21 protein-coding genes and 5 tRNA genes are annotated in these 20,760 nt (G+C 58.1%); 11 read left to right on the forward strand and 15 right to left on the reverse strand.

What is annotated here, in order from left to right; translation table 11 throughout:
• Window positions 1-45 precede the first annotated feature (45 nt).
• The gene (locus CCGE525_RS09525) at window positions 46-1,365 is read left to right on the forward strand and encodes a homoserine dehydrogenase (protein WP_120704045.1); all 1,320 of its coding nucleotides are present in this window, start codon (window positions 46-48) and stop codon (window positions 1,363-1,365) included.
• Between the two features lie 59 nt (window positions 1,366-1,424).
• The gene (gene recJ, locus CCGE525_RS09530; protein WP_120704046.1) at window positions 1,425-3,230 is read left to right on the forward strand and encodes a single-stranded-DNA-specific exonuclease RecJ; all 1,806 of its coding nucleotides are present in this window, start codon (window positions 1,425-1,427) and stop codon (window positions 3,228-3,230) included.
• A gap of 584 nt (window positions 3,231-3,814) precedes the next feature.
• Here the strand turns inward: recJ and CCGE525_RS09540 are convergent.
• The 6 genes from CCGE525_RS09540 to CCGE525_RS09565 form a co-directional block, all read right to left on the reverse strand.
• Window positions 3,815-5,008, reverse strand: a complete 1,194-nt coding sequence (locus tag CCGE525_RS09540) for an IS91 family transposase (RefSeq protein WP_120703951.1) — start codon at window positions 5,006-5,008, stop codon at window positions 3,815-3,817.
• Between the two features lie 10 nt (window positions 5,009-5,018).
• Window positions 5,019-5,906 (reverse strand): tyrosine-type recombinase/integrase, encoded by an 888-nt coding sequence (locus CCGE525_RS09545; protein ID WP_120703950.1) that lies wholly within the window; start codon window positions 5,904-5,906, stop codon window positions 5,019-5,021.
• Between the two features lie 93 nt (window positions 5,907-5,999).
• Window positions 6,000-6,596, reverse strand: a complete 597-nt coding sequence (locus CCGE525_RS09550) for a hypothetical protein (RefSeq protein ID WP_120704047.1) — start codon at window positions 6,594-6,596, stop codon at window positions 6,000-6,002.
• A gap of 404 nt (window positions 6,597-7,000) precedes the next feature.
• Window positions 7,001-7,075 (reverse strand) — tRNA-Glu (locus CCGE525_RS09555).
• Window positions 7,076-7,194: 119 nt separating this feature from the next.
• Window positions 7,195-7,269: transfer RNA gene (locus CCGE525_RS09560), tRNA-Glu, on the reverse strand.
• Between the two features lie 57 nt (window positions 7,270-7,326).
• The gene (locus CCGE525_RS09565) at window positions 7,327-7,569 is read right to left on the reverse strand and encodes a hypothetical protein (protein ID WP_162950144.1); all 243 of its coding nucleotides are present in this window, start codon (window positions 7,567-7,569) and stop codon (window positions 7,327-7,329) included.
• Window positions 7,570-7,619: 50 nt separating this feature from the next.
• Between CCGE525_RS09565 and CCGE525_RS09570 the strand changes: the two genes are divergently transcribed.
• Entirely contained in the window at window positions 7,620-8,813 is a 1,194-nt protein-coding gene (locus CCGE525_RS09570) for a M14 family metallopeptidase (RefSeq protein WP_120706348.1), read from the forward strand.
• Between the two features lie 400 nt (window positions 8,814-9,213).
• On the opposite strand, the gene CCGE525_RS09575 is transcribed toward CCGE525_RS09570, so the two are convergent.
• The 3 genes from CCGE525_RS09575 to CCGE525_RS09585 all read right to left on the reverse strand — a co-directional run bounded on the left by CCGE525_RS09575 (window position 9,214) and on the right by CCGE525_RS09585 (window position 10,900).
• Window positions 9,214-9,288: transfer RNA gene (locus CCGE525_RS09575), tRNA-Glu, on the reverse strand.
• Window positions 9,289-9,445: 157 nt separating this feature from the next.
• Window positions 9,446-10,195 carry a hypothetical protein gene (locus tag CCGE525_RS09580; protein ID WP_245472117.1) on the reverse strand — a complete coding sequence of 250 codons (750 nt, stop codon included), beginning with the start codon at window positions 10,193-10,195 and terminating at the stop codon, window positions 9,446-9,448.
• A gap of 264 nt (window positions 10,196-10,459) precedes the next feature.
• Window positions 10,460-10,900, reverse strand: coding sequence for a VOC family protein (locus tag CCGE525_RS09585; RefSeq protein ID WP_120704050.1), 441 nt, complete (start codon window positions 10,898-10,900; stop codon window positions 10,460-10,462).
• Window positions 10,901-11,097: 197 nt separating this feature from the next.
• Between CCGE525_RS09585 and CCGE525_RS09590 the strand changes: the two genes are divergently transcribed.
• The 4 genes from CCGE525_RS09590 to CCGE525_RS39815 all read left to right on the forward strand — a co-directional run bounded on the left by CCGE525_RS09590 (window position 11,098) and on the right by CCGE525_RS39815 (window position 13,420).
• Complete coding sequence (locus CCGE525_RS09590; RefSeq protein WP_028753855.1) at window positions 11,098-11,676, forward strand: cold-shock protein; 579 nt, start codon at window positions 11,098-11,100, stop codon at window positions 11,674-11,676.
• Between the two features lies 1 nt (window position 11,677).
• Window positions 11,678-12,187: a DUF192 domain-containing protein gene (locus CCGE525_RS09595; RefSeq protein ID WP_120704051.1), complete on the forward strand. Its 510-nt coding sequence runs from the start codon at window positions 11,678-11,680 to the stop codon at window positions 12,185-12,187.
• Between the two features lie 130 nt (window positions 12,188-12,317).
• A tRNA-Pro gene (locus CCGE525_RS09600) sits at window positions 12,318-12,394 on the forward strand.
• A 555-nt stretch (window positions 12,395-12,949) separates the two neighbouring features.
• Complete coding sequence (locus tag CCGE525_RS39815; RefSeq protein ID WP_120704052.1) at window positions 12,950-13,420, forward strand: BA14K family protein; 471 nt, start codon at window positions 12,950-12,952, stop codon at window positions 13,418-13,420.
• 281 nt (window positions 13,421-13,701) lie between these two features.
• Here the strand turns inward: CCGE525_RS39815 and CCGE525_RS09610 are convergent, their stop codons facing one another.
• The gene (locus CCGE525_RS09610) at window positions 13,702-14,244 is read right to left on the reverse strand and encodes a hypothetical protein (protein WP_120704053.1); all 543 of its coding nucleotides are present in this window, start codon (window positions 14,242-14,244) and stop codon (window positions 13,702-13,704) included.
• 432 nt (window positions 14,245-14,676) lie between these two features.
• Window positions 14,677-15,327, reverse strand: coding sequence for a hypothetical protein (locus CCGE525_RS09615; RefSeq protein WP_120704054.1), 651 nt, complete (start codon window positions 15,325-15,327; stop codon window positions 14,677-14,679).
• 243 nt (window positions 15,328-15,570) lie between these two features.
• Here CCGE525_RS09615 and CCGE525_RS09620 point away from each other — a divergent pair, with 243 nt between their 5' ends.
• The 3 genes from CCGE525_RS09620 (at window position 15,571) to CCGE525_RS09630 (ending at window position 16,413) form a co-directional block, all read left to right on the forward strand.
• Window positions 15,571-15,732, forward strand: a complete 162-nt coding sequence (locus CCGE525_RS09620) for a DUF3309 family protein (RefSeq protein WP_120704055.1) — start codon at window positions 15,571-15,573, stop codon at window positions 15,730-15,732.
• Between the two features lie 203 nt (window positions 15,733-15,935).
• Window positions 15,936-16,241: an ETC complex I subunit gene (locus tag CCGE525_RS09625; RefSeq protein WP_120704056.1), complete on the forward strand. Its 306-nt coding sequence runs from the start codon at window positions 15,936-15,938 to the stop codon at window positions 16,239-16,241.
• Between the two features lie 95 nt (window positions 16,242-16,336).
• Window positions 16,337-16,413: transfer RNA gene (locus tag CCGE525_RS09630), tRNA-Arg, on the forward strand.
• Window positions 16,414-16,457: 44 nt separating this feature from the next.
• Here the strand turns inward: CCGE525_RS09630 and CCGE525_RS09635 are convergent.
• Window positions 16,458-17,645: an IS481 family transposase gene (locus CCGE525_RS09635; RefSeq protein ID WP_120704057.1), complete on the reverse strand. Its 1,188-nt coding sequence runs from the start codon at window positions 17,643-17,645 to the stop codon at window positions 16,458-16,460.
• A 369-nt stretch (window positions 17,646-18,014) separates the two neighbouring features.
• On the opposite strand from CCGE525_RS09635, the gene CCGE525_RS09640 reads away from it, so the two are divergent.
• The gene (locus CCGE525_RS09640; RefSeq protein ID WP_245472118.1) at window positions 18,015-18,521 is read left to right on the forward strand and encodes an Lrp/AsnC family transcriptional regulator; all 507 of its coding nucleotides are present in this window, start codon (window positions 18,015-18,017) and stop codon (window positions 18,519-18,521) included.
• Here the strand turns inward: CCGE525_RS09640 and CCGE525_RS09645 are convergent.
• The 3 genes from CCGE525_RS09645 to CCGE525_RS09655 form a co-directional block, all read right to left on the reverse strand.
• The gene (locus CCGE525_RS09645; RefSeq protein ID WP_120704058.1) at window positions 18,428-18,667 is read right to left on the reverse strand and encodes a hypothetical protein; all 240 of its coding nucleotides are present in this window, start codon (window positions 18,665-18,667) and stop codon (window positions 18,428-18,430) included. The genes CCGE525_RS09640 and CCGE525_RS09645 overlap by 94 nt on opposite strands.
• A gap of 146 nt (window positions 18,668-18,813) precedes the next feature.
• Window positions 18,814-19,587: an amino acid ABC transporter ATP-binding protein gene (locus CCGE525_RS09650; protein WP_120704059.1), complete on the reverse strand. Its 774-nt coding sequence runs from the start codon at window positions 19,585-19,587 to the stop codon at window positions 18,814-18,816.
• A gap of 17 nt (window positions 19,588-19,604) precedes the next feature.
• Window positions 19,605-20,759 (reverse strand): amino acid ABC transporter permease, encoded by a 1,155-nt coding sequence (locus CCGE525_RS09655; protein WP_120704060.1) that lies wholly within the window; start codon window positions 20,757-20,759, stop codon window positions 19,605-19,607.
• Between the last annotated feature and the right edge of the window lies 1 nt (window position 20,760).

Below are 20,760 nucleotides of genomic sequence, written 5' to 3' on the forward strand. Positions count from 1 at the left end.
GTTTTCGCGGCTGCCGTGTCCCAAGACATTGATCAGGAATTTCTCATGGCAGATGCCCTCAAAATCGGCATTGCGGGCTTGGGCACGGTTGGTGCCTCACTTGTCCGCATCATTCAGAGCCGCGCCAACGAGCTTGCCGTTACCTGCGGCCGCCCCGTCCAGATTGTCGCAGTCACCGCTCGCGATCGTACCAAGGATCGCGGCATCGATCTTGCCGGCATCGAATGGTTCGGCGGCCCGGTCGACCTGGCGCAGAAGGCCGATATCGACGTCTTCGTCGAGTTGATCGGTGGTGCAGAGGGGGCGGCCAACGCCGCCGTGCGCGCCGCCCTTGCGCGTGGCCTGCATGTGGTCACCGCCAACAAGGCGCTGCTTGCCTATCATGGCGTCGAACTGGCAGAGATCGCCGAGGAGAAGGGCGCGCTGCTCAACTTCGAAGCGGCGGTCGCCGGTGGCATTCCCGTTATCAAGGCACTGCGTGAATCCCTGACCGGCAATACGATCTCGCGCGTTTACGGCATCATGAACGGCACCTGCAACTACATCTTGACCCGGATGGAGAAAGAGGGCCTGTCCTTTGCCGATTGCCTGAAGGAAGCACAGCGTCTTGGTTACGCCGAAGCCGATCCTGCCTTCGACATCGAAGGCAACGACACCGCGCATAAGCTCGCTATCCTGACGACGCTTGCCTTCGGCAACCGCATTGCGGCCGACGACATCTATCTCGAGGGGATCACCAATGTCTCCATCGAGGACATCCGTGCTGCCGCCGAGCTCGGCTATCGCATCAAGCTGCTCGGTGTGGCTCAGCGCACCGAGACCGGCATCGAACAGCGCGTTCATCCGACTATGGTGCCGCTCGAATCGGTCATCGCTCAGGTCGACGGTGTCACCAATGCAGTTGCGATTGAATCGGACATTCTCGGCGAACTGCTGATGGTCGGTCCCGGTGCCGGTGGCAATGCAACGGCTTCGTCAGTGCTCGGTGATATTGCCGATATCGCCAAGAGCCAGCCCGGTGCGCAACGTGTGCCGGCCCTCCACCATCCCGCCAAAGCGCTGGAGCCCTATCGCAAGGCGCAGATGCAGAGCCACGAGGGCGGCTATTTCATCCGCATGACCGTTCTCGACCGCACCGGCGTTTTCGCGAGCGTTGCTACTCGTATGGCGGAAAACCACATCTCGCTGGAATCCATCATGCAGCGCGCGACGCAGCATCTGGCGCCGGCCCATCATCAGACGATCATCCTCGTCACCCATGCGACGATGGAGGACTCGGTGCGCAAGGCGGTCGCCGCGATCAAGACCGAGGGTTATCTCGTCGGCGAGCCGCAGGTCATCCGCATCGAGCGGCCGAAGGAATAGTTCTGACGACCAAGGCCCGTTCCGACAAATCGGAAACGGGCCATCCAATTCTGGGAGAGATGGTGGAACAGCCGGCAGATCCTGTGCAGCGGGCATTTCTGGGCGTCGAGCGCTCCGTCTCCGGCAATCGCTGGATTTCCCGGCTCGACCAAGCCGGCCAGAACCGAGCGCTTGCCATCGCCCAAACTCACGGCCTGCCGGACCTGATCGCCCGCGTTCTTGCCGGCCGCGGCGTTGGCCTCGACGAGGCCATGGCCTTTCTTGACCCGACCATTCGTAGCCTGATGCCCGATCCGCATCTGCTGACCGACTGCGAGAAGGCCGCGCAACGCCTGCTGCGCACCATCAAGGCGCGTGAGACCGTCGCCATCTTTGGTGACTACGATGTCGACGGTGCGGCCTCCTCGGCACTGCTGTACCGTTTTCTCAGCCATTTCGGCGTGCCGGCCAGCATCTATATTCCCGACCGGATATTCGAAGGCTACGGCCCGAATCCCGCCGCCATCAACCAGCTCATCGACAATGGCGCGACGCTGATCGTCACCGTCGACTGCGGCTCCACCAGCTTCGAATCGCTGGAGGCGGCGAAAGCGCGGAACATCGACGTCGTCGTCATCGATCATCACCAGGTCGCGCATGAGCTGCCGCATTGCCACGCGCTGGTCAATCCGAACCGCGAGGACGATCTGTCGGGGCAGGGGCACCTCTGCGCGGCCGGCGTGGTCTTCCTAGTCCTGGTCGCCGCCCTGCGGCAATTGCGCGAGGCGGGTGATGCCCGGGTCCGCTCCATCGACCTGCTTGCCTGGCTGGATATCGTCGCCCTGGCGACGGTCTGCGATGTCGTGCCGCTGAAGGGGCTGAACCGCGCTTATGTTGTCAAGGGCCTGATCGCCGCCCGCCATCAGGGCAATCCCGGTCTTGCCGCCTTGTTTCGCAAGGCGGGGCTTGGCGGCCCAGTTACGCCCTATCATTTCGGTTTCATGATCGGCCCGCGCATCAATGCGGGCGGGCGTATCGGTGATGCGGCGCTCGGCGCTCGGCTGCTGACGCTCGACGTTGCCTCCGAGGCCGAGACGATCGCCGAGAGGCTGGATGATCTCAATCGCGAGCGCCAGGCGATGGAAGCCGCCATGCTGCAGGAAGCGGAAGCCGAAGCGCTGGCCGAATACGGCAACGGCGAGGGGGCTTCTATCATCGTCACGGCGCGGGAGAACTGGCATCCCGGCATTGTCGGCCTGATCGCCTCGAGGTTGAAAGATAAGTTCCGCCGTCCAACGTTTGCTATTGCTTTCGATTCGATGGGGCGGGGCACTGGCTCCGGGCGCTCGATCAACGGCTTCGACATGGGCCGCATGGTGCGCGCCGCCGTCGATGCCGGCCTGCTCGTCAAGGGCGGCGGTCATGCCATGGCGGCGGGGCTGACGGTGGAACGCGCCAATCTCGGCAAACTGCGCGCCTTCTTTACAGAGAAGGCGGAGAGGCAGGTCGCCGGCCTCGTGGCCAACGAAACGCTGAAGATCGACGGCGCGCTCGGCGCCGGCGGCGCGACGGCGGAACTGGTCGACCAGCTCGAAACCGCCGGCCCCTATGGCTCCGGCCATCCGCAGCCGATCTTCGCTCTTCCAAGCCACCGCCTGCGCGATTCGCGCCTCGTCGGCCAGTCTCACATCAAGATCACCCTGGAGGCCCAGGACGGCGGCCGTCTCGACGGCATCGCCTTCCGCGCCGTTGAAACGCCCCTCGGCGAACTGCTGCTGTCTTCCCGCGGTGCGCAAATCCATATCGCCGGCACGCTCGGTGCCGATCACTGGCAGGGCGCAAGGCGCGTGCAATTGCGTGTCATGGATGCCGCCAAGGCCGTCTAACAGCCGAGCCAGAACTCTGCGTTTCGAAGCTAAGCGAGCCGTAGCGTTCGACGCCGCTATCGTGCCTTATCGGGCTCCGGCGGCTGGAGGCAGGTCGCTGGTGTACTGAATATCCATATCCGCCAATGCAAATATAATTGGCGCAATCTTATGAGTTTTATTTTTAAACCAGCGTAGCTGTTCTTCAGTGTAATAGTGGCACAAAGCTGACGATCTGATCAGCTGAGTTTTGATCGCATTTGGTGAAGGTTTTTCGATGCGGGCCGCGGTGTGACGGTGGCGGCTGGGCGTGTGTCGGCCCGCGTTGAAAAACCTTCCAAGGAGGAGGCCTGCGGGGGCTGGGTGGAGCGCCTATGGGGAAAGCGTGCGGCTGCGGTTTTCTGAGGTGGCTATCGGTGGGAGCGTCGGGTGCAAGCGGGTTGCCCCGAAGGCTTGCAATGACGCGATCGGGGTTGGGGTGCTCCTCTTTCGTAGGCCTCGCATCGGCGGTTTTGCAGTGTGCGGCGTTGCCTGGCGCAAATCGGCGCCACCCCGGAATGCATCGCAGATCCGGGCCGGCCTTGGCTGATGTGACAGGCGTTTCGTCATGCGGCGTCCTTTCGGGGTGGCGCACGGGATTTGGGTCGCTGGCCACGGCGGAATATCTCGACGATGCGCATCGGGCCGCCGCAATCTGGGCATGGCTGCCTCAGGGTGAGCGGGATGCTCTCGGCGCTTGGCGTGTCGTCCTGTGATGGCGCTTCCGTCCCGAGCAGTTTCCTTATCTTTGCGACATTGGCCTTGCGGCCTGCTCCGGCCAGCAGGCCGTAGTGGCGGATGCGGTGGAATCCGTCGGGCAGCACGTGGATTAGGAAGCGGCGGATGAACTCGTCGGTGGCCAGCCGCATGACCTTGTGACGGTCACCGGTCTTGATGCGGTAGTCCTTCCAGCGGAAGGTGACCGCCTCGGCATTCGCGCTGATCAGGCGGCTGTTCGAGATCGCCACGCGGTGCGTGTAGCGGCTGAGATAGGCCAGCACGGCCTCGGGGCCGCCGAATGGGGGCTTGGTGTAGACGACCCAGTCGGATTTGCGGAAGGGGGCAAGCCAGGCAGCGAAGGCATCCGCCTCTGCAAGCCGGGCTAGATCGCCGAAGAAGCAGAGCACCCCGGATTGACTGAGTGCCATCAGTCCTTCGAGAAACAGCCGCCGAAACAGACGAGACAGAACCTTTATGGGCAGAAGGAACCCCGGGCGACAGCCAATCCAGCGCGTGCCATCCGGCGACAGTCCACCGCCGGGCACGACGATGTGCACATGCGGGTGATGGGTCAGCGCCGACCCCCAGGTGTGCAGCACGCTGGTCATGCCGATGTTTGCGCCAAGGTGCCGGGGATCGGCGGCGATGGTGGTCAACGTCTCCGCCGATGCCCGGAATAGAAGATCATAGACCGTCTTCTTATTCCAATAGGCGATCTGCGCGATCTCGGCGGGGATGGTGAAGACAACATGGAAATACTCGACCGGCAGCAGGTCTTCGGCACGGGCGGCCATCCAGTCCCGCGCCGCGGGTCCCTGGCACTTCGGGCAGTGCCGATTCTTGCAGGAATTGTAGGCGATGTGATGGTGGCCGCATTTGGCACAGGCTGCCACATGCCCGCCGAGCGCCTCGGTTCGGCAGGCCTCGATCGCCGCCATGACCTTGAGCTGGGTCAGGCTAACATGCCCGGCATTGGCCCGCCGCCACGCCGGGCCATAGGCACGGAAGATGTCGGCGATCTCCAGTTTTGGCCGGATCACCGGACGGGCGCTACTCCAGTTCGCGTCGGAGCGTTTGGTCCTGCAGCTTCTTCAGGGTCTCGAACGGGCTGATCGTGTCGCGGATCGTCTTCGTGGCGACATGCATATAACGGGCGGTGGTCGTCAGCTTGGCGTGTCCCAGAAGGACCTGGATCACCCGCACATCCGTGTTCGCTTCCAGCAGGTGGGTGGCAAAACTGTGCCGCAGGGTGTGCAGCGTCGCTGGCTTGGCGATCCCGGCCAGTTTTTTGGCGGCGGTGAAGGCGCGGTTGAGCTGCCGCGGCGAGATCGGGTTGATCTTCGGTTTGCCAGGAAAAAGCCAGCCCTGCGGCCGTGACTCGCGCCAATAGTCGCGCAAGAGTTCCAGCAGCAGGGGCGACAGCATCACCTTGCGGTCCTTCTGTCCCTTGCCCTGTTCGACATGGATCAGCATCCGATCGCTGTCGATGTCGCTGATCTTGAGGTTGCAGACTTCGGAGGCCCGCAGTCCGGCGCCATAGGAGATGCTGAGCGCCGCTCGATACTTCAGGCCCGGCCCCTGGGCCGCCACAAGCAGGTCGGAAACCTCCTCAACGCTCAAGACAACGGGCAACTTCTGCGGTTGCCGACGGAACTGCATATGCCGCTTCATCTCTTCGCGGTCGCAGGTGATGCCGAAAAAGAACCTCAGCGCGACGATGCGGGCGTTGAAGGTCGGCGGCGTGACGCCCGCATTGGTCATGTGCAATTGGTAGGCGCGCAGGTCGTCGGGTGTCGCGGTATCCGGAGATCGCTTCAGAAACCCGGCGAAATCCTTGATCGCCCGAATATGGGCTTGCCGGACTTTGTCGCCCATCCCGCGGATGCGCATGTCTTCGATCATCCGTTCGCGCAGCGGGGTCGTCTTCTCCTCCGTCATGGGAACCTCCTGTCTGGTGATTGAGAAGACCCCAATCCTCAGCCAGGACGGCAAACCCACAAAATGCACGGCGTTCAGATCGTTGCTGCACCGTCACCACGGGCGCCAATGCCGCGCGAGCGGCTTCGTCCTTGGCCCGATAGCCGACGGCGAGAAGCTATAGAAGTAGCCGATTATCGTGAGAGCTTGTTCTGTCCGACCAAAGGTGTCTTCCGGAAGAAACGCTTTGAATTCGATTAAGTTGTCCCTGGCGATATCTTCGGCATCCGCTATTCGATCAACGTATGCAGCAAGATTGAAAGCCGCTCGGTCAAAACCCAAATTTGTGACAATAACGGTAAGTTTTCCTTCGTCTTCAAAGAAAGGCGTACCGACTGTGAGTCCATATTCGGGTGGCGTAATAGCGTTGCAGAGCTTATTCCAGGATGCGATGTATGTCCGAAAGCTCGCATTCATATCCGCTGCGGAAAGTGCTTCGTGAGCGTATTTCGCTTGCTCCGCGGTAGCTGAGGCAGCCTGCCAAGAAAAGAAAGACGAAAATGCGGCTACGGTTGTTCCTAGAACTACCAAGCCCAGCTCAATCATCCTTAAAGGGTCGTGCCTGAGCTGTTTAAACCAATTCACTTTCGCGACAGATTGGATACGCCGCTTCTCCTGCATCTCAACCTCATGCTTGATGAATGAATACATCGATAAGTCGTAATATTCCTTACTGGTGCCTGCAATCGCTTATATGACTCGCCTAAAACGGGTGCAGATTCCGGGCTCCATGACGTCGCCGATTAGGTGTGCGGCATGGACAAAAGAGGCGTCGTGTGTGGAACGTTTCATTATTACAAAGCTCATAAGATCAGTGATGCTTTACATGGCCAACAAGCGCAACTCCGCCGCAGCAATATGGGACTGGCGCGTTGTTGGAAGACTACCGAAATGCAGAAGCACGTCGATGCGGCGAACAGGAAATCGTTATTCTCGGTGCTATAACAAAGATGAACGCAAACGCATGAGAACGGCTGAACAACAGCGACCTAGTAACGTTGATGCAGCGTTTGTAAATCGCGCCAGCGATGCATTTGAAATATCAGGAAGAACAGTGGCACGCCCTAGGGGAGTCGAACCCCTCTTTACAGAATGAAAATCTGTCGTCCTAACCGATAGACGAAGGGCGCGTGCTGTGGCGCCCTTATAGTCAGCACCTTTTGTTCCCGCAAGCGGAAAATCGAGAAAAATCTGCGGGTAGAGCCGGATTTTTCGCGGCAATTGTGGAAAAGTTCGCGGCTGGTTTGATTGGTACGCCCTAGGGGAGTCGAACCCCTCTTTACAGAATGAGAATCTGTCGTCCTAACCGATAGACGAAGGGCGCAGGATGCGCTTGCGACCATATAGGAATAACGCAAAGCAGCCGCAAGCGGAAGCTGGATCATTTGTTGTCAAAGAATAAGGACAGCGGTACGCCGGACAAGATGAAACTGCGAAGTCGTATATAATTGTTATCGCCGCCAATTTTCGCGCGGCAGTTCTCCTTTGCACCATCTTTGAACCCAGCCGACAACGCCGCAGGATCGCAAACCCCGACATAGTTATCGCGGAAATCATACAACCTTGCGTTTTTAGAAGCATATCCGTATTTTAGCTCACGCGGGAATTTGCGACCGATGCGCATGCCGCGCCGTCGCACGAATGTTGTCGTTCACAATCACAAGGGACCTCATCATGCCGGACAAATCTCCAAAAGGCATCGATCGCCGCAATTTGCTAAAGGCGTCCATTGCCACGGTCGGCGCCGCAGCGGCGGCCGCCGTCGCAGCTGGTACGGCGAATGCTCAGGACGCCCCGACACCATCTGCCAATCCGCCATCGGGAACGGTTTATACCGGCGATGTTATCGACGGCAAAAAGGTCGTCAGCGCGCTCGATGTCAATGACCTGGAGCCAGGCAAGAAGCACCTTTTGTACTTCCAGGGTGTTGAGATGCCGACCGGACAGCACTGGTATGTGTCTGTGACGGTCGCCAAGGGAGCAAAGCCGGGCAAACGCGGTGTCCTGACCAGCGGCGTGCATGGCGACGAGATGAGTTCCATACACACGGTGCAGGCCGTGATGAACCAGCTCGACCCGGCGCAGATGTCGGGCACGGTGATTGCGGTCACGGATGTGTCCAGCCCAGCCCTGGAAAGCATGCAGCGCAGATGGCCTAACCAGGGCAGAGGCCTCGATCTGATCGATATGAATCGGGAGTGGCCCGGGAACGAGAACGGCGCAACTGCACCCAGCCGACATGCTGGGCTTCTGTTCAATCGGCTGCTGCGGCCGAACGCCGATTTCGCGATCGACTTCCACACCGGGACAACCGGATTTGAAGTCACTGCATTCAATATTGGCGGTATGGATGTGCCCGAAGTCAAGGCGATGGTGGAGCTGTATCCCGTCGGCCAGATCTTCGATAATCATGTATATCCCGGTGTCCTGCACAACGCGTTTATGGACGTGGGCATCCCGTCCTTCACACCGGAAATCGGCGCTCCACGCGTCTTAGACCTCGAAATGATCCCGCTCTTCGTCGAAGGCACAATGAACGTCCTCAAGCATCACGGCATCGTTGCCGGGCCAATGGGTCGCACAGGCAAGGACGTGACTGTCTTTGTCGGCAACAGCGCGTTCCCGATCCTGGCCACTGCGGGCGGGCTCGTCGAACATCTGGTCAAACTCAACGACAAGGTCGGAGCCGGACAAAAGGTTGCCATCCAGCGCAATAGCTTCGGCGAGGTGGTTGCGGAGTATACAAGCAGCGTGGCGGGCGAGATAACGGGCCAGCGCAGCGATGCAATGTCCGAGCCCGGCAACCCCTTGGTATTCATCCTTTTCAACAAGCCGAAGCCGGAGGACGTCCCGGTCTATCCCGAGTAGTCGCTGCGTCGACCTGGAGGCCTAGCGAGGTCACTTAAAAATAAGCGACTTGCCTCACACCGCTTTTTCCGGAACAAATGAAACGGCTGCAAGTTCGGTCGCCGACGAGTTTGCCGTTGGGCTCTAGGCTCGCTAACCGCCTCCCCACGGGGCGATGAGAGAGGCGCCGTCGACCTCGCCCTTTCCCTCATCAACGGTGTCCCTCGACCAAGCGCGGTGGGAACACTTGGGTGCCCCTGGTTCCCTGCCGTGTTTCCTGGCAACGTCCCTGCCTTTTGGGCTCTTGAATTGGCCTAAAAGAATTTCGGCAACGTAGACACGCCCGACAAAATCCGGGCTGCTCGTGCGGCTCACAAGGAGCGCATCGCGCAAATTCTGGAATTCACGAACCGGAAGAAGGTGGCACGCCCTAGGGGAGTCGAACCCCTCTTTACAGAATGAAAATCTGTCGTCCTAACCGATAGACGAAGGGCGCGTGCTGTTGTGTGGCGCGCTTATAGCGGGGGGATTTCATTACCGCAAGCGCCTATTTCGTTTTTTCTTGGAAAAAATGACAGAAGCATAACGCTGCGGCGAAACTTGAATAAGCCTGCCTTAACAGGATGTTGCATGGATTTGCGGAGAGGGGCGGCTTATAGTCCCGCTCCGCTTTGCGCCTGCGTGATCAGAGGCTTGCCATCTTGCCCCTGACCCTTCGACGCAACGATATGCGCCAGCATCAATGCTTCCTTGCTGTCGATTTTCCGGGCATTGGAGCCGCGGACAGGCATGATTTTCGACGGCGTGGCGTCCGCCGTTGGCTTCATCGGGCTTCCCGATGTATAGGCGGCGTTGCGGATGACGGGCGGAGGGATTACCGCCTGGGACGTTTGGTCGACGGGCATACCGCCATCGCCCTGTTGTGGCGTGACATTCTGCAGCGCACCGGGCGGCATGCTGTAGACGCTGCGCATGATCGGGGTGGGTCCCTGCGGCTGTCCGGCACCCGGCTGCGTGTTGGCCAGCGTTCCGTCGGGATTGACGGTAATCGGCGCTGGCGTCGAATAGATGCTGCTTCTATTGGCGTTGACCGCCGTCGGCTGCGTCACCAGCCCGGCGATGCCCGCTGGTGCATCCGTGGCAACAGGTGTTGCGCCGGCCGGAGCGGCCGGGAAGTAGGCTTGACTGCCCGTCTGCTGGGCAACCATCTGCGGCTGCGCGCCATGCACGCTGTGGACCAGTGGATCGCGATAGGCGACCTCGCCCTTTTGCCGTTTCGCCTCGGCTTTGGTGTTGAGAGCGTCGGCAAGCTGTTCTGCGGCGCTCGGCTGCGGCGTGACCTCGGCCGTTTGTTGCGGCTTGTCGCTCGTCGTCGCGCAGCCGGCGAGCATTACAAATGACATGGCGGCGGCAATAGCGCTTGCAAGCTTTTTATTGCCGGATAAAATTGGCCTATCGCACAAAGGACGTTCCCCGCTTAAAAATTAGCACCGGAACGGCCTCTCGCGAGGGACGATGATAACGTGCGGCGCTGACTGGGAACGATGACCGCACGAAATCCGATGCATGATGCTTCGAGTCGTCCAAGCATGCCGGAGAGCGGGTATGACCGGCAAGCGCGAAACCGATGGCTCCGCGCGTGCCGTAAGCTTCGCGAAAGCTAGCGCCTACCAGGCGCCGGTGTTGGGCATCGAAGCCCAGGGCTCGGCCGGAGCAAGATCGGCGCCCTTCTGCAGGATCTCAATGGAAATGCCATCCGGAGACCGCACGAAAGCCATGTGACCGTCGCGGGGCGGCCGGTTGATTGTAATGCCATTGTCCATAAGTTTCTGGCAGATTGCATAGATATCATCAACCTCATAGGCGAGGTGACCGAAGTTGCGTCCTCCGGTATACTCTTCAGGGTCCCAGTTATAGGTAAGCTCCAGACTGGGAGCGCCGCGGCTTCGCGACGCGTCGACATCCTCGCTGGCAGCAAGGAAAACGAGTGTGAAACGGCCTTTCTCGTTTTCGTAGCGACGGGTTTCAGTGAGGCCGAAGAGAGTGCTATAAAAGTGCAGCGAGGCGTCGAGATCGGTAACGCGGACCATTGTGTGGAGATAACGCATTCTATTTCCTCTCTAATGTTGTGCTGGACACGATCATGAAACGAGACACCAGCTTCAGGCAAGACTTGGCGCAATAATCTACGGATGGGAATAAACGAAAACTAGGACTTGCGCTTTTCCGTTACCAAGATGTTAATCTTGATTTCAAGGAATCAGTTAACCGTAACAGTGTGACGCGTAATCGAGGGCTGGCTAAGATGGGTGATAGAATTTCATCGAAGGGAATCGTCGACTTCGGAGAGATGTCGGGCGAAGCCGTCGAGCTCATCGAAATCTCCGGCGTCGTCAAATGGTTCGACGTCGCCAAGGGTTTTGGCTTCATCGTTCCTGACAACGGTATGCAGGATGTGTTGCTGCATGTGACCTGCCTGCGTCGCGATGGTTATCAGACCATTCTCGAGGGAACGCGTATCGTTGCCCTGATTCAGCGTCGCGAACGTGGCTATCAGGCTTTCAAGATCCTCTCCATGGATCAATCGACCGCTGTGCACCCGTCGCAGATGCCGCCTGTGCGCACGCATGTCCAGGTGACGGCAACCAGCGGCCTGGAGCGCGCCTTGGTCAAGTGGTTCAACCGCACCAAGGGATTCGGCTTCCTGACGCGCGGCGAGGGCACGGAGGATATTTTCGTGCATATGGAAACCTTGCGTCGTTTCGGTCTGGCGGAGCTGCGGCCAGGGCAGGTGGTCCTCGTCCGCTTCGGGCCGGGTGAGAAGGGATTGATGGCTGCGGAAATCCATCCGGATGCGCCAAGCCCGGTGACGCGGCCGCATTGACATGAGCAGGGTTACGTTTTCTTTCGTTTTGAAGAGCGCCGTCGTGGCGCTTTTTCTTGTTGGAGCATCCGCACCCGCCTTTGCAGCACAAGCGACCAGCGAGAAATTGATGGCGTTCGATTCGGAACAGTTGTCGATCCAGACGGCTAAGGGCGTGACGCACAAGTTCACTGTGGAATTGGCGTTGACCGAGCCGCAGCTCGAGTTCGGCCTGATGTATCGCAAGAGCATGCCGGCCGATCACGGCATGCTGTTCAATTTCGGTGCTCCCCGTCCGGTCATGATGTGGATGAAGAACACCGTGTTGCCGCTCGACATGCTCTTCCTGGACAAGAACGGCGTCATCACGCACATTCAGGAAAACGCCGTACCCTATTCGGAAGCGATCATCAGCTCCGAGGGGGCGGTGCTTTACGTCATCGAGCTGAACGGCGGTATCGCTAGGAAGCTTGGCCTTGCTGTCGGCGACAAGGTGACCAGCGCCACGATTTCCGCCAACCTCGCCAAGTAGATTTTTCGTCGGGGATCAGCACCTCGACGCCATTTTAGCTGTTGCAGCATGGAGATGAACCGTGTATCTCCGCACTCGTTCTGCAGAGCGGAACAACGCGATCCCCTAAAGGGGATTATGCGTATGGGCACGGAGTGTAGCGCAGTCTGGTAGCGCATCTGGTTTGGGACCAGAGGGTCGGGAGTTCGAATCTCTCCACTCCGACCATCGCCATATGATTGAATTCATGGCGCAATTTCCAATTTCGTGAGCGACGGTAATTTTCTAAAATCAACCGGCCGGATCGGATTGGTACCCATTTTCTGCCCTTTCCCGGGAGTTCACACCGTTCTGCGGTATAGGTCCGCTCGAATTCTTCCACGGTCATTCCGAGCGATCCAGATGACGGAATCGCGGCGATTTCTCTCTAATGAGATATGCATCGAAGCCCTTGAAGCTTTCGGGATTGGTTCAACATCAAGGTGAATGAAACGAAGCCATACGGCATCGTGGCCTTCGGAGACGCCCGCCTTGACGGAGATGGCGCCGACCTACCGCTCCTGCGCAAACACCTCATATACCTCAATTTTTCGACGGAAACGGCTCGTGGCTATCGAAGCCACGGCGATGCGGCCGGATGTTCGCTTGTCGTAGGCATGTCCTCTGTTTTGCGGACTATTTTTCGCCCAAAGGTATCGGGAGATATTGAATTGCTAAATTAGAGGTATACTTTTTCTCGGGTTGTATCCGTTTTTCCATAGGCCAGACCGAAGGAGTTAGCAGATGAAAAAGCTGGCGGTTGCAATTATTGCTGCATCGACCGCGCTCGCAGGCGTGGGTGAAGCCTACGCATTCCCCATCGTAACATTGACGGTTCCGGAAGTTTCGAGCAAGGCGCAGCCGGTGCAATACCGCCGGGGTGACCAGCCTCGTCGCGGAAGTAACCAGGTTCGTCGCCCCCGCCGCTCCGATCGCTGGTATAATGGCTACCGTGGGAGTCGATACCACCGGCATGGCTATAGACGCAGCTCGAATGGCTGGTGGTATCCCGTTGCCGCCTTCGGTGCCGGAGCATTGATAGGTGCCGCTGCGGCTCGTCCGGCGCCGGTTCGTCATGCGCCTGTGCAAGTTGTCGGTCTTCCGCCTCGGCACGTTCAATGGTGCACGAACAGATGGCGCACCTATCGCGTGTCAGACAACACCTTCGTACCACGGGTTGGCGAAAGAGCGGTTTGCCGCTCGCCGTATTTTTGATCGAAAACGCTACGAAATAGCAACAGCTACAGCCCGCCACCATCAAGTGGCGGGTTTGCTTGTGCAGGAAGGTGGCCTATTCTCGCCACAATGAATGTGAGTTGAAGCCCAGCCGGCGCGTCCGGCGCCTCAAGCTTCGAGAGAGCGGCTGCTGGAAGTCATCTAATATCTCACTCGAAAAGCGTATATCGAAGCTCTCTCAACCTGCTTCGATTTCCCGCCAGGTTTGATGAACCTTGGGCGAGCATCCGAAAAGGGGCTCATTCTTGTCCATCGTCCGCTCATTTTGCATTATTCTGTGGTTGTTTCTCAAAGAGCTTGAGCTGATCAAGGGCCTTCTGTAGTGCGGCAAGTTGTTCCGGTGTCCATTTTGGAGCATTGCCGCCGCTGTCTTTGCCACCCTTTCCAGATGCGGGCGGGATGAACGAGAAACTGCCCTTGCTCAGGTCGGCAGTGGCGACGTTTTTGAAGGTAACGGTAATCGTGTTTCCGCGATTGGCACTGGAGCTTTCCCCATGTCCAGCGCTTGCGCCCAGGGTTCCACCTGCAGTGCCAATTGGCACGTCTGCGACATTCAATTGAACGTTGCCCGTGTCACCCGCGGTGACTGCAATAGCGAACTGCACCTGAACCTCATCGACCATCATGCCGATCTTGTCTTTTCCGGCATATTTCTTCTGCAGCCTGTGAAGCGAGTCCGCAACATCGTTCAAAGCTGTGTCGAGCGAGATGTCACTCGGCTTCGCGACTTGCGCAGGCGTAAAGCTGGCGCAGCTCGCCAGTGCTGACGACATCAGCGTCAAAATAGCAAACACCTTGCACATGACTGTTCCTCAGGTTGAACAAGCCATGATCGCCGGGGGCGCGGTTTAGTCCATCGCCACAAAAGGCGGTGTCTCTACCACTCTAAGACGATGATGTTTTCATATGAACCGGGCGAAACTCCTCGCTGTGGTGCGAACTTCTATTTTGGGGGAGACGCCATCGCAGACATGGCATCGAGGCGAAATTGGACACGTGCGATGCGGAAGCTGCTATCGAGCTTCGCTAGGTCGCTCATGTCCTTGCCACACCAACGATCAAAACGTGCGCCGTTGTCCTGATCATCGAGAACCGGAATTACGGCGCCGCCGGCTTGTGGGCGACGTTCCCGAAGTACTTCAGTGTGGTGCCGGCTCAAAGCTAATCCCGCAAATGAGGGACGGTGAATGCGCCATCCCCCATCACTGCGTTTGCCCGTTAACTGATGGACGATGTTATTTAACTTGATCGGCGGTGACACCGAACACGACGTTTTTGCGCGTTGATTTGAGGGTTTCTTGCGCACTTCCGTCATAGCCGCCGTTGCCAATCGTTATTTTGTCAAAGGGCGGGCGGCTGTAAACGTCTGCCTTCTTGGCTACCGCTACAGCGGATGTGATATAGTACGGTTTGTTGCGCGGCAGGATTGTTTCTCTACACGCTTTTGCGATGTTATTGGTAATGAACCTCGTAGGGTCGTCATCTGTGTTCATTGTTGACGTCGTGAAGCCCGTTACCTTTACCCTGGTATATGGTACTCTCAGGGTTGTGACGCCGACGCCAAAATAAGCTCCTGAAAGATAGACTTGATCCTGTACAACTTCGTCCGGGTCAGAGCTCGCGGATGTGAATGAAAGAGCTTTCAGCGCGTTTTGTTTCTTGAAGTCATTCTGACAAAGCTCATAGAATTTTCCGGCTGAATCCTGATGATAGATCCGGCCTGGCTTAAGAAGGTCGGATGAAACGAGTGCGGTAGAGTACGCGCCGGGTCTTAATGCTTGAGACGCGGCGGTTTGACTTAGAAGTGGATTTGGTTTCTGGATGACGTCGCTTGTACAAGACGTCAGCATCAATAGTCCGAAACAACTAATATAAAGCTTCTGCATCCAAAGACCCTCTTTTAGCGGCAAAGTATTTAGAGTGAATGACTTTAAACTATAGAGGGAAACGAAGTACTGATTCTGGTTGTAAGTCAATCGACGCTATGGCGGCGAAGAAATAAACGCACATAAAAGCGAAACGAATGCCGGCGCGACCATGAAACTTCGCCCTTCGTCGCCGAAGCGAAGTATTTTTCGAGGCGCTTCGGCGCGAGCTGGAACCTATTCGGTTGAACAGAGGAGGATGGAATGCTGCGCACGATCCTGCTGGTTATCCTGATCGTGGTCATGTTCGGCGCGTTGCCGTACTGGCCCTACATGGCGCCGCTTGGATTCGGCTATGGCCCTTCGAGCGTCGCGCTGGTCCTGCTGGCTATTGTCCTCATGCTGGTGCGTATGAGGCGGATATAGAGCCTGTTGCCGACGCGAGTTGTGAGTGCGGATCGAGCAGGGTGGCATCGAATGGCTAAGGTAACGGGGCGCCACCATTTTTGCTTGAAACCACGCGGATTCGCGGCTAAGCAAAATCCCATGTTGCTCTGCCTTTACCGGCCGGGCGAAGGCAAGAGAAGCAAAAGGCGGGACTGTCCCGCTTACCCGGAGGCGCTGCAGCGATGCCTGCCAAGATTTACCGTCCCGCAAAAACCGCCATGCAGTCCGGCAAGGCCAAGACCCATTTGTGGGTTCTGGAATTCGACCAGGAGATCCCGCGCAAGATCGATCCGATCATGGGCTATACTTCTTCGGCGGACACGCGCCAGCAGCTCAAGCTGACCTTCGATACGCAGGAGCAGGCCGAGGCCTATGCCCAGCGCAATGGCATCGAATATCGCGTTCTCCCCCCTAAGGACGCCAACCGTCAGGTGGTTTCCTACACCGACAACTTCCGTTTCAATCGCATCCAGCCCTGGACCCATTGAGTGCGGCGCTGATTGAATTCGGCGCCCATTGAGTTTGACGGAAGTTTCAGGCATGTGTTGTCGGCCGCCACAAGTTCGCGGCGGCTTGGATTTCAGGCCCCTTAGCTCAGCTGGATAGAGCACCTGCCTTCTAAGCAGGTGGTCGCAGGTTCGAATCCTGCAGGGGTCGCCATCTTCTTTTTTGTCCGACCCGAAGACATAGGTAACAGCTTGTTCCTAAGACATGGGTGACAATCTCGTGCCGAACGGATTGTCGATGGTTTGCAAAGTCCTCTGCTCCAAGTCGATATATCCCAGATCATAGTGCATGAAGCTTATGAGCCAAATGCCATCGTCGACTTCTTTGATGCCCAGTTTCTGTCCTGCCAGCACGGTCGAGATGTTGATCTTCTTGCGGTGCATGCAGATGCGGCCGCAATTGGTCACGAGTGCATCTCTGTCGTGGAAGGGATAGGTGATCTCCGGCAGGCCCCGATAGGGGCGCGACGATGCGGTGTAGATGTCTGCGGGAGCTTTCATCGCAAGCGCCTCATGCGGCCGTTCGGTATTGAATTCGCTTAAGAAAGCATCGAAGCGCGCCTGTTGCTGCAGGATGTTTTTGCCGGGCGGGCGGGTCGCCTCTTTCTTGAGCGTTAAATGCATGCGCTCATGCCGGCCGTTCTCTTGCGGATGGCCTGGCCTGATGCGCTCGAGTGTGATGCCGAGTCTCAGCCACCATACCGACAGCTTCGAGAGATTGTAGAGGCCATTGGGACTGGCAAACGGCAAGCCATTGTCGGAGCGGATGGCGGTGGGAAGTCCGCGCTCGGCAAACAGCCGCCGGAAGGCATCGAAGACGCCTTGTTCGCGCGTTGATTCGAAGGCTTCGCAAGCGAGTAGGAACCGCGAGGCCTGGTCGGTGACCGTCAGCGGGTAACAATATCGTCCGTCGCCGAGCTTGAACTCGCCCTTGAAGTCGGCGCACCAAAGATCGTTCGGCATGAGCGCCTGTGACAAGGCGGTTCCCTCGGCGCGGTGACGTTGCCGCTTGCGGGCATGCGTGACCAGCCCGTGCCGGTCGAGAATGGCATGTACCGTGCTTTGAGCCGGTACACGTACGTCTCCGGCAAGCTTCCTGACCAGCAGCTCCCTGATCTTCCTGGCGCCCCAATGCGGCTTGTTCTTCTTGCATGAGACAATCATCGCCTCGACCGGCTCGGGCAGTTGATTGGCGTAGCGCACCGGTCGGCGCGACCGATCCGTCAGGGCTTCCAGCCCCTCATCCTTATAGCGGTTGAAGATCTTGTAGCCGGTCTTGCGCGAAATGCCGAACTCCCGGCACACATCGCTCATACCTTCGCCCTCAAGCAAGCGGGCGACAAATCGTAGACGTTCCTCCATCACCGAAGTCTCTTTCCACGGCATCAACACCTCCCGCAAAAGCAAAAAGTGTTACCCATGTCTCCGGTACAAAACGTCACCTATCTCTCAGGTCTGGCATTTCCTAACTACCTGATTCTTATTATTTAATTTCCGCTTTTGGGTCACTGAGTTTCAACGGTGGGAGCATTGCGCTGCTGAAACGACACGTTCAACGTGTCTCCACTGGCCATCCGCCCCTGTCCGCAGGTCGGGTGGCGTCGACCGCCATATCGATCAGGTCATATCCGGCTATCGCGCCCATCAGTTTTATGACGATGACTGCCACGCCCAGCAGCGCAAGCGTAGCGATTATCCTATCATGTTTCTTCACAGTTCTTCCCCAACGCCTTGTGAAATCTGCGTTTTGCGCAGTTGGCAGCAGTATATCGAGTTTGCTGTGGAGCGCTACGGGAAGCTCTCGAAGAGGCCGGCATCATCGACCGCTATGTAGCGGTGCTCGATCCGGTCAAGGCGGGATTGCCGCTCTTCATGTTCGCGCGCGTCTGGCTGACGGCCGAGGATGCCGAGACCATCGACCACTTCATGGAAGCGATGAAGAAATTGCCGCAGGTGATGCAGTGCTACATCATGCTCAGAGAACGCGACGCCTTAATGCGCGTCGTTGTTTCCGATCTCGACGACTATCGGCAATTTCAGTCGACGCATCTCACGAGGGTCAACGGCATCCAGAACGTCAAGACGGACGTACCAAGCCAGATCGTCAAACAGACCTACGCACTGCCTTTGCGCCAAATGCGAGACGCTTCGCGTGGCGATGTGGAGCCTCAGCCGGCGTTCAGGTCCGCGATTTCGCCGTGCCGTGCCAGGAGGCGAGGGGAGGTCATGTCGCCGGTCTCTTCGTCGACCATGACCGCATAGGCCGCAACGCCAACGAAACGCGCAGACATGGAGGAGGCGATCTTCTCGGCACTGGCAGCGCTTGATGCCTGCCGCATCTCTCCGGGAACCAGATTTCCCCGATTCTTCTTGTAGGGAAGGATAATGAACTTTTCGCCGGATGCCATTGTGTTTGCCCTGATTTGTTCACGCAATGTTCTGGTTCGTTCAAGCTGTCAATATGGTTAACGACGACCGCCACCGTATTTTCTGTATGTGCGTAGAAACGCCGGCTGGGTCACAGCCGGCGGGTCTCGATCGCCGCTCGGCCGGCTTAGTGCAGGATCTGGCTCAAGAACAGCTTGGTGCGTTCGTGCTGCGGGTTTTCGAAGAATTCCTTCGGCGAGTTCTGTTCGACGATCTGGCCCTGGTCCATGAAGATCACCCGGTTGGCGACCTGACGGGCGAAGCCCATTTCGTGGGTGACGCAGAGCATGGTCATGCCCTCCTCGGCCAGGCCTACCATGGTGTCGAGCACTTCCTTGATCATTTCCGGGTCGAGCGCCGAGGTCGGCTCATCGAACAGCATGATCTTCGGGTTCATGCAGAGCGAACGGGCGATCGCCACACGCTGTTGCTGGCCGCCTGAAAGCTGCCCGGGATATTTCTTCGCCTGCTCTGGGATCTTGACGCGGGTCAGGAAGTGCATGGCGATTTCTTCCGCCTGCTTCTTCGGCATCTTGCGCACCCAGATCGGCGCCAGCGTGCAGTTTTCCAGGATCGTCAGATGCGGGAAGAGATTGAAGTGCTGGAACACCATGCCGACTTCGCGGCGCACTTCGTCGATCTTCTTCAGGTCGTTGGTGAGTTCCACGCCATCGACGACGATCTTGCCCTTCTGGTGCTCTTCCAGGCGGTTGATGCAGCGGATCATCGTTGATTTGCCTGAGCCGGACGGGCCGGCAATGACGATGCGTTCACCGCGCATGACCTTGAGGTTGATGTCGCGCAGCACGTGGAAATCGCCGTACCACTTGTTCATATTGATCATTTCGACCGCGACTTCGGTTTCTGAAATAGTCAGTTTTTTGCGTTGGACTTCAGCCATATTATTTCCCTCAATTCTTATCGTTTGTGGCCTGTGTCGAGATGGCGCTCCACAAAACCTGAATAGCGCGACATGCCGAAGCAGAACAGCCAAAAAATGAAGCCGGCGAAGACCAGGCCGGTAATCGGTGTCACGGCGCTCGCCCAGTTTGCGTCGGAGAAGTTCTGGCGAACGATGCCGAGCAGATCGAACATGCCGATGATCGCCACCAGCGACGTGTCCTTGAACATGCCGATATAGGTGTTGACGATGCCGGGAATGACCAGCTTGATCGCCTGCGGCAAGATGATCAGCCGCATTTTCTGCCAATAGCCGAGGCCGAGCGAGTCGGCGCCCTCGAACTGACCCTTGGGTATCGCCTGCAGGCCGCCGCGAATGACTTCAGCCATATAGGCCGAGGTGAAGATCGCAAGGCCGACGACTGCACGCAACAGCTTATCCACCGTCCAGCCCTGCGGCATGAACAGCGGCAGCATATAGCTTGCCATGAACAGCACCGTGATCAACGGCACGCCGCGGATCACTTCGATGAAGATCACGCACAGCATGCGAACGACGGGCAATTTCGAGCGGCGCCCGAGGGCAAGAAGGATGCCGAACGGAAAGGAGACGGCAATCGCGACGAAGGAAAGTACCAGCGTCACCAACAGGCCGCCCCATCTTTCCGTTTCCACGGTCTCAAGGCCGAAGCCACCATGGAGCAGGAAGAACGCAATAACCGGCAGCACGAAGAATGCGAGGATCGCGTTCAATCCTTTCCTGGGAACCGACGGCATCAACAGCGGCGTGAAGCCAATAATCATCAGGATCGCGACGAGTATCGGCCGCCAGCGTTCGTCCGGTGGATAGAGACCGAACATGAAGATGACGAATTTCGAGCGGACGAAGGCCCAGCACGCGGCATTCCAGCCGTCCGGCTGCGTTCCACCCTGAACGGTCGTGGCGCAGAATGTGCGATCGGTTCCGTTCCAGACTGCCTGTATGAACAGCCAATTGACGAGATGCGGGATCGCCCAGGCAAGAAAGGCAATGGCGAGAACCGTCAGTACGACGTCGTTCGGCGTGGCGAAGAGGTTCTTCTTGCTCCAATGCCACGCGCCTCGTTCACTGGCGGGTGCCGGCTGCGGCGACAAAAGCCCCTTGCTGACGAAGTGTTGATCAACGTTGGCCATA

The organism is Rhizobium jaguaris, assembly GCF_003627755.1.
Lineage (GTDB): Bacteria > Pseudomonadota > Alphaproteobacteria > Rhizobiales > Rhizobiaceae > Rhizobium > Rhizobium jaguaris.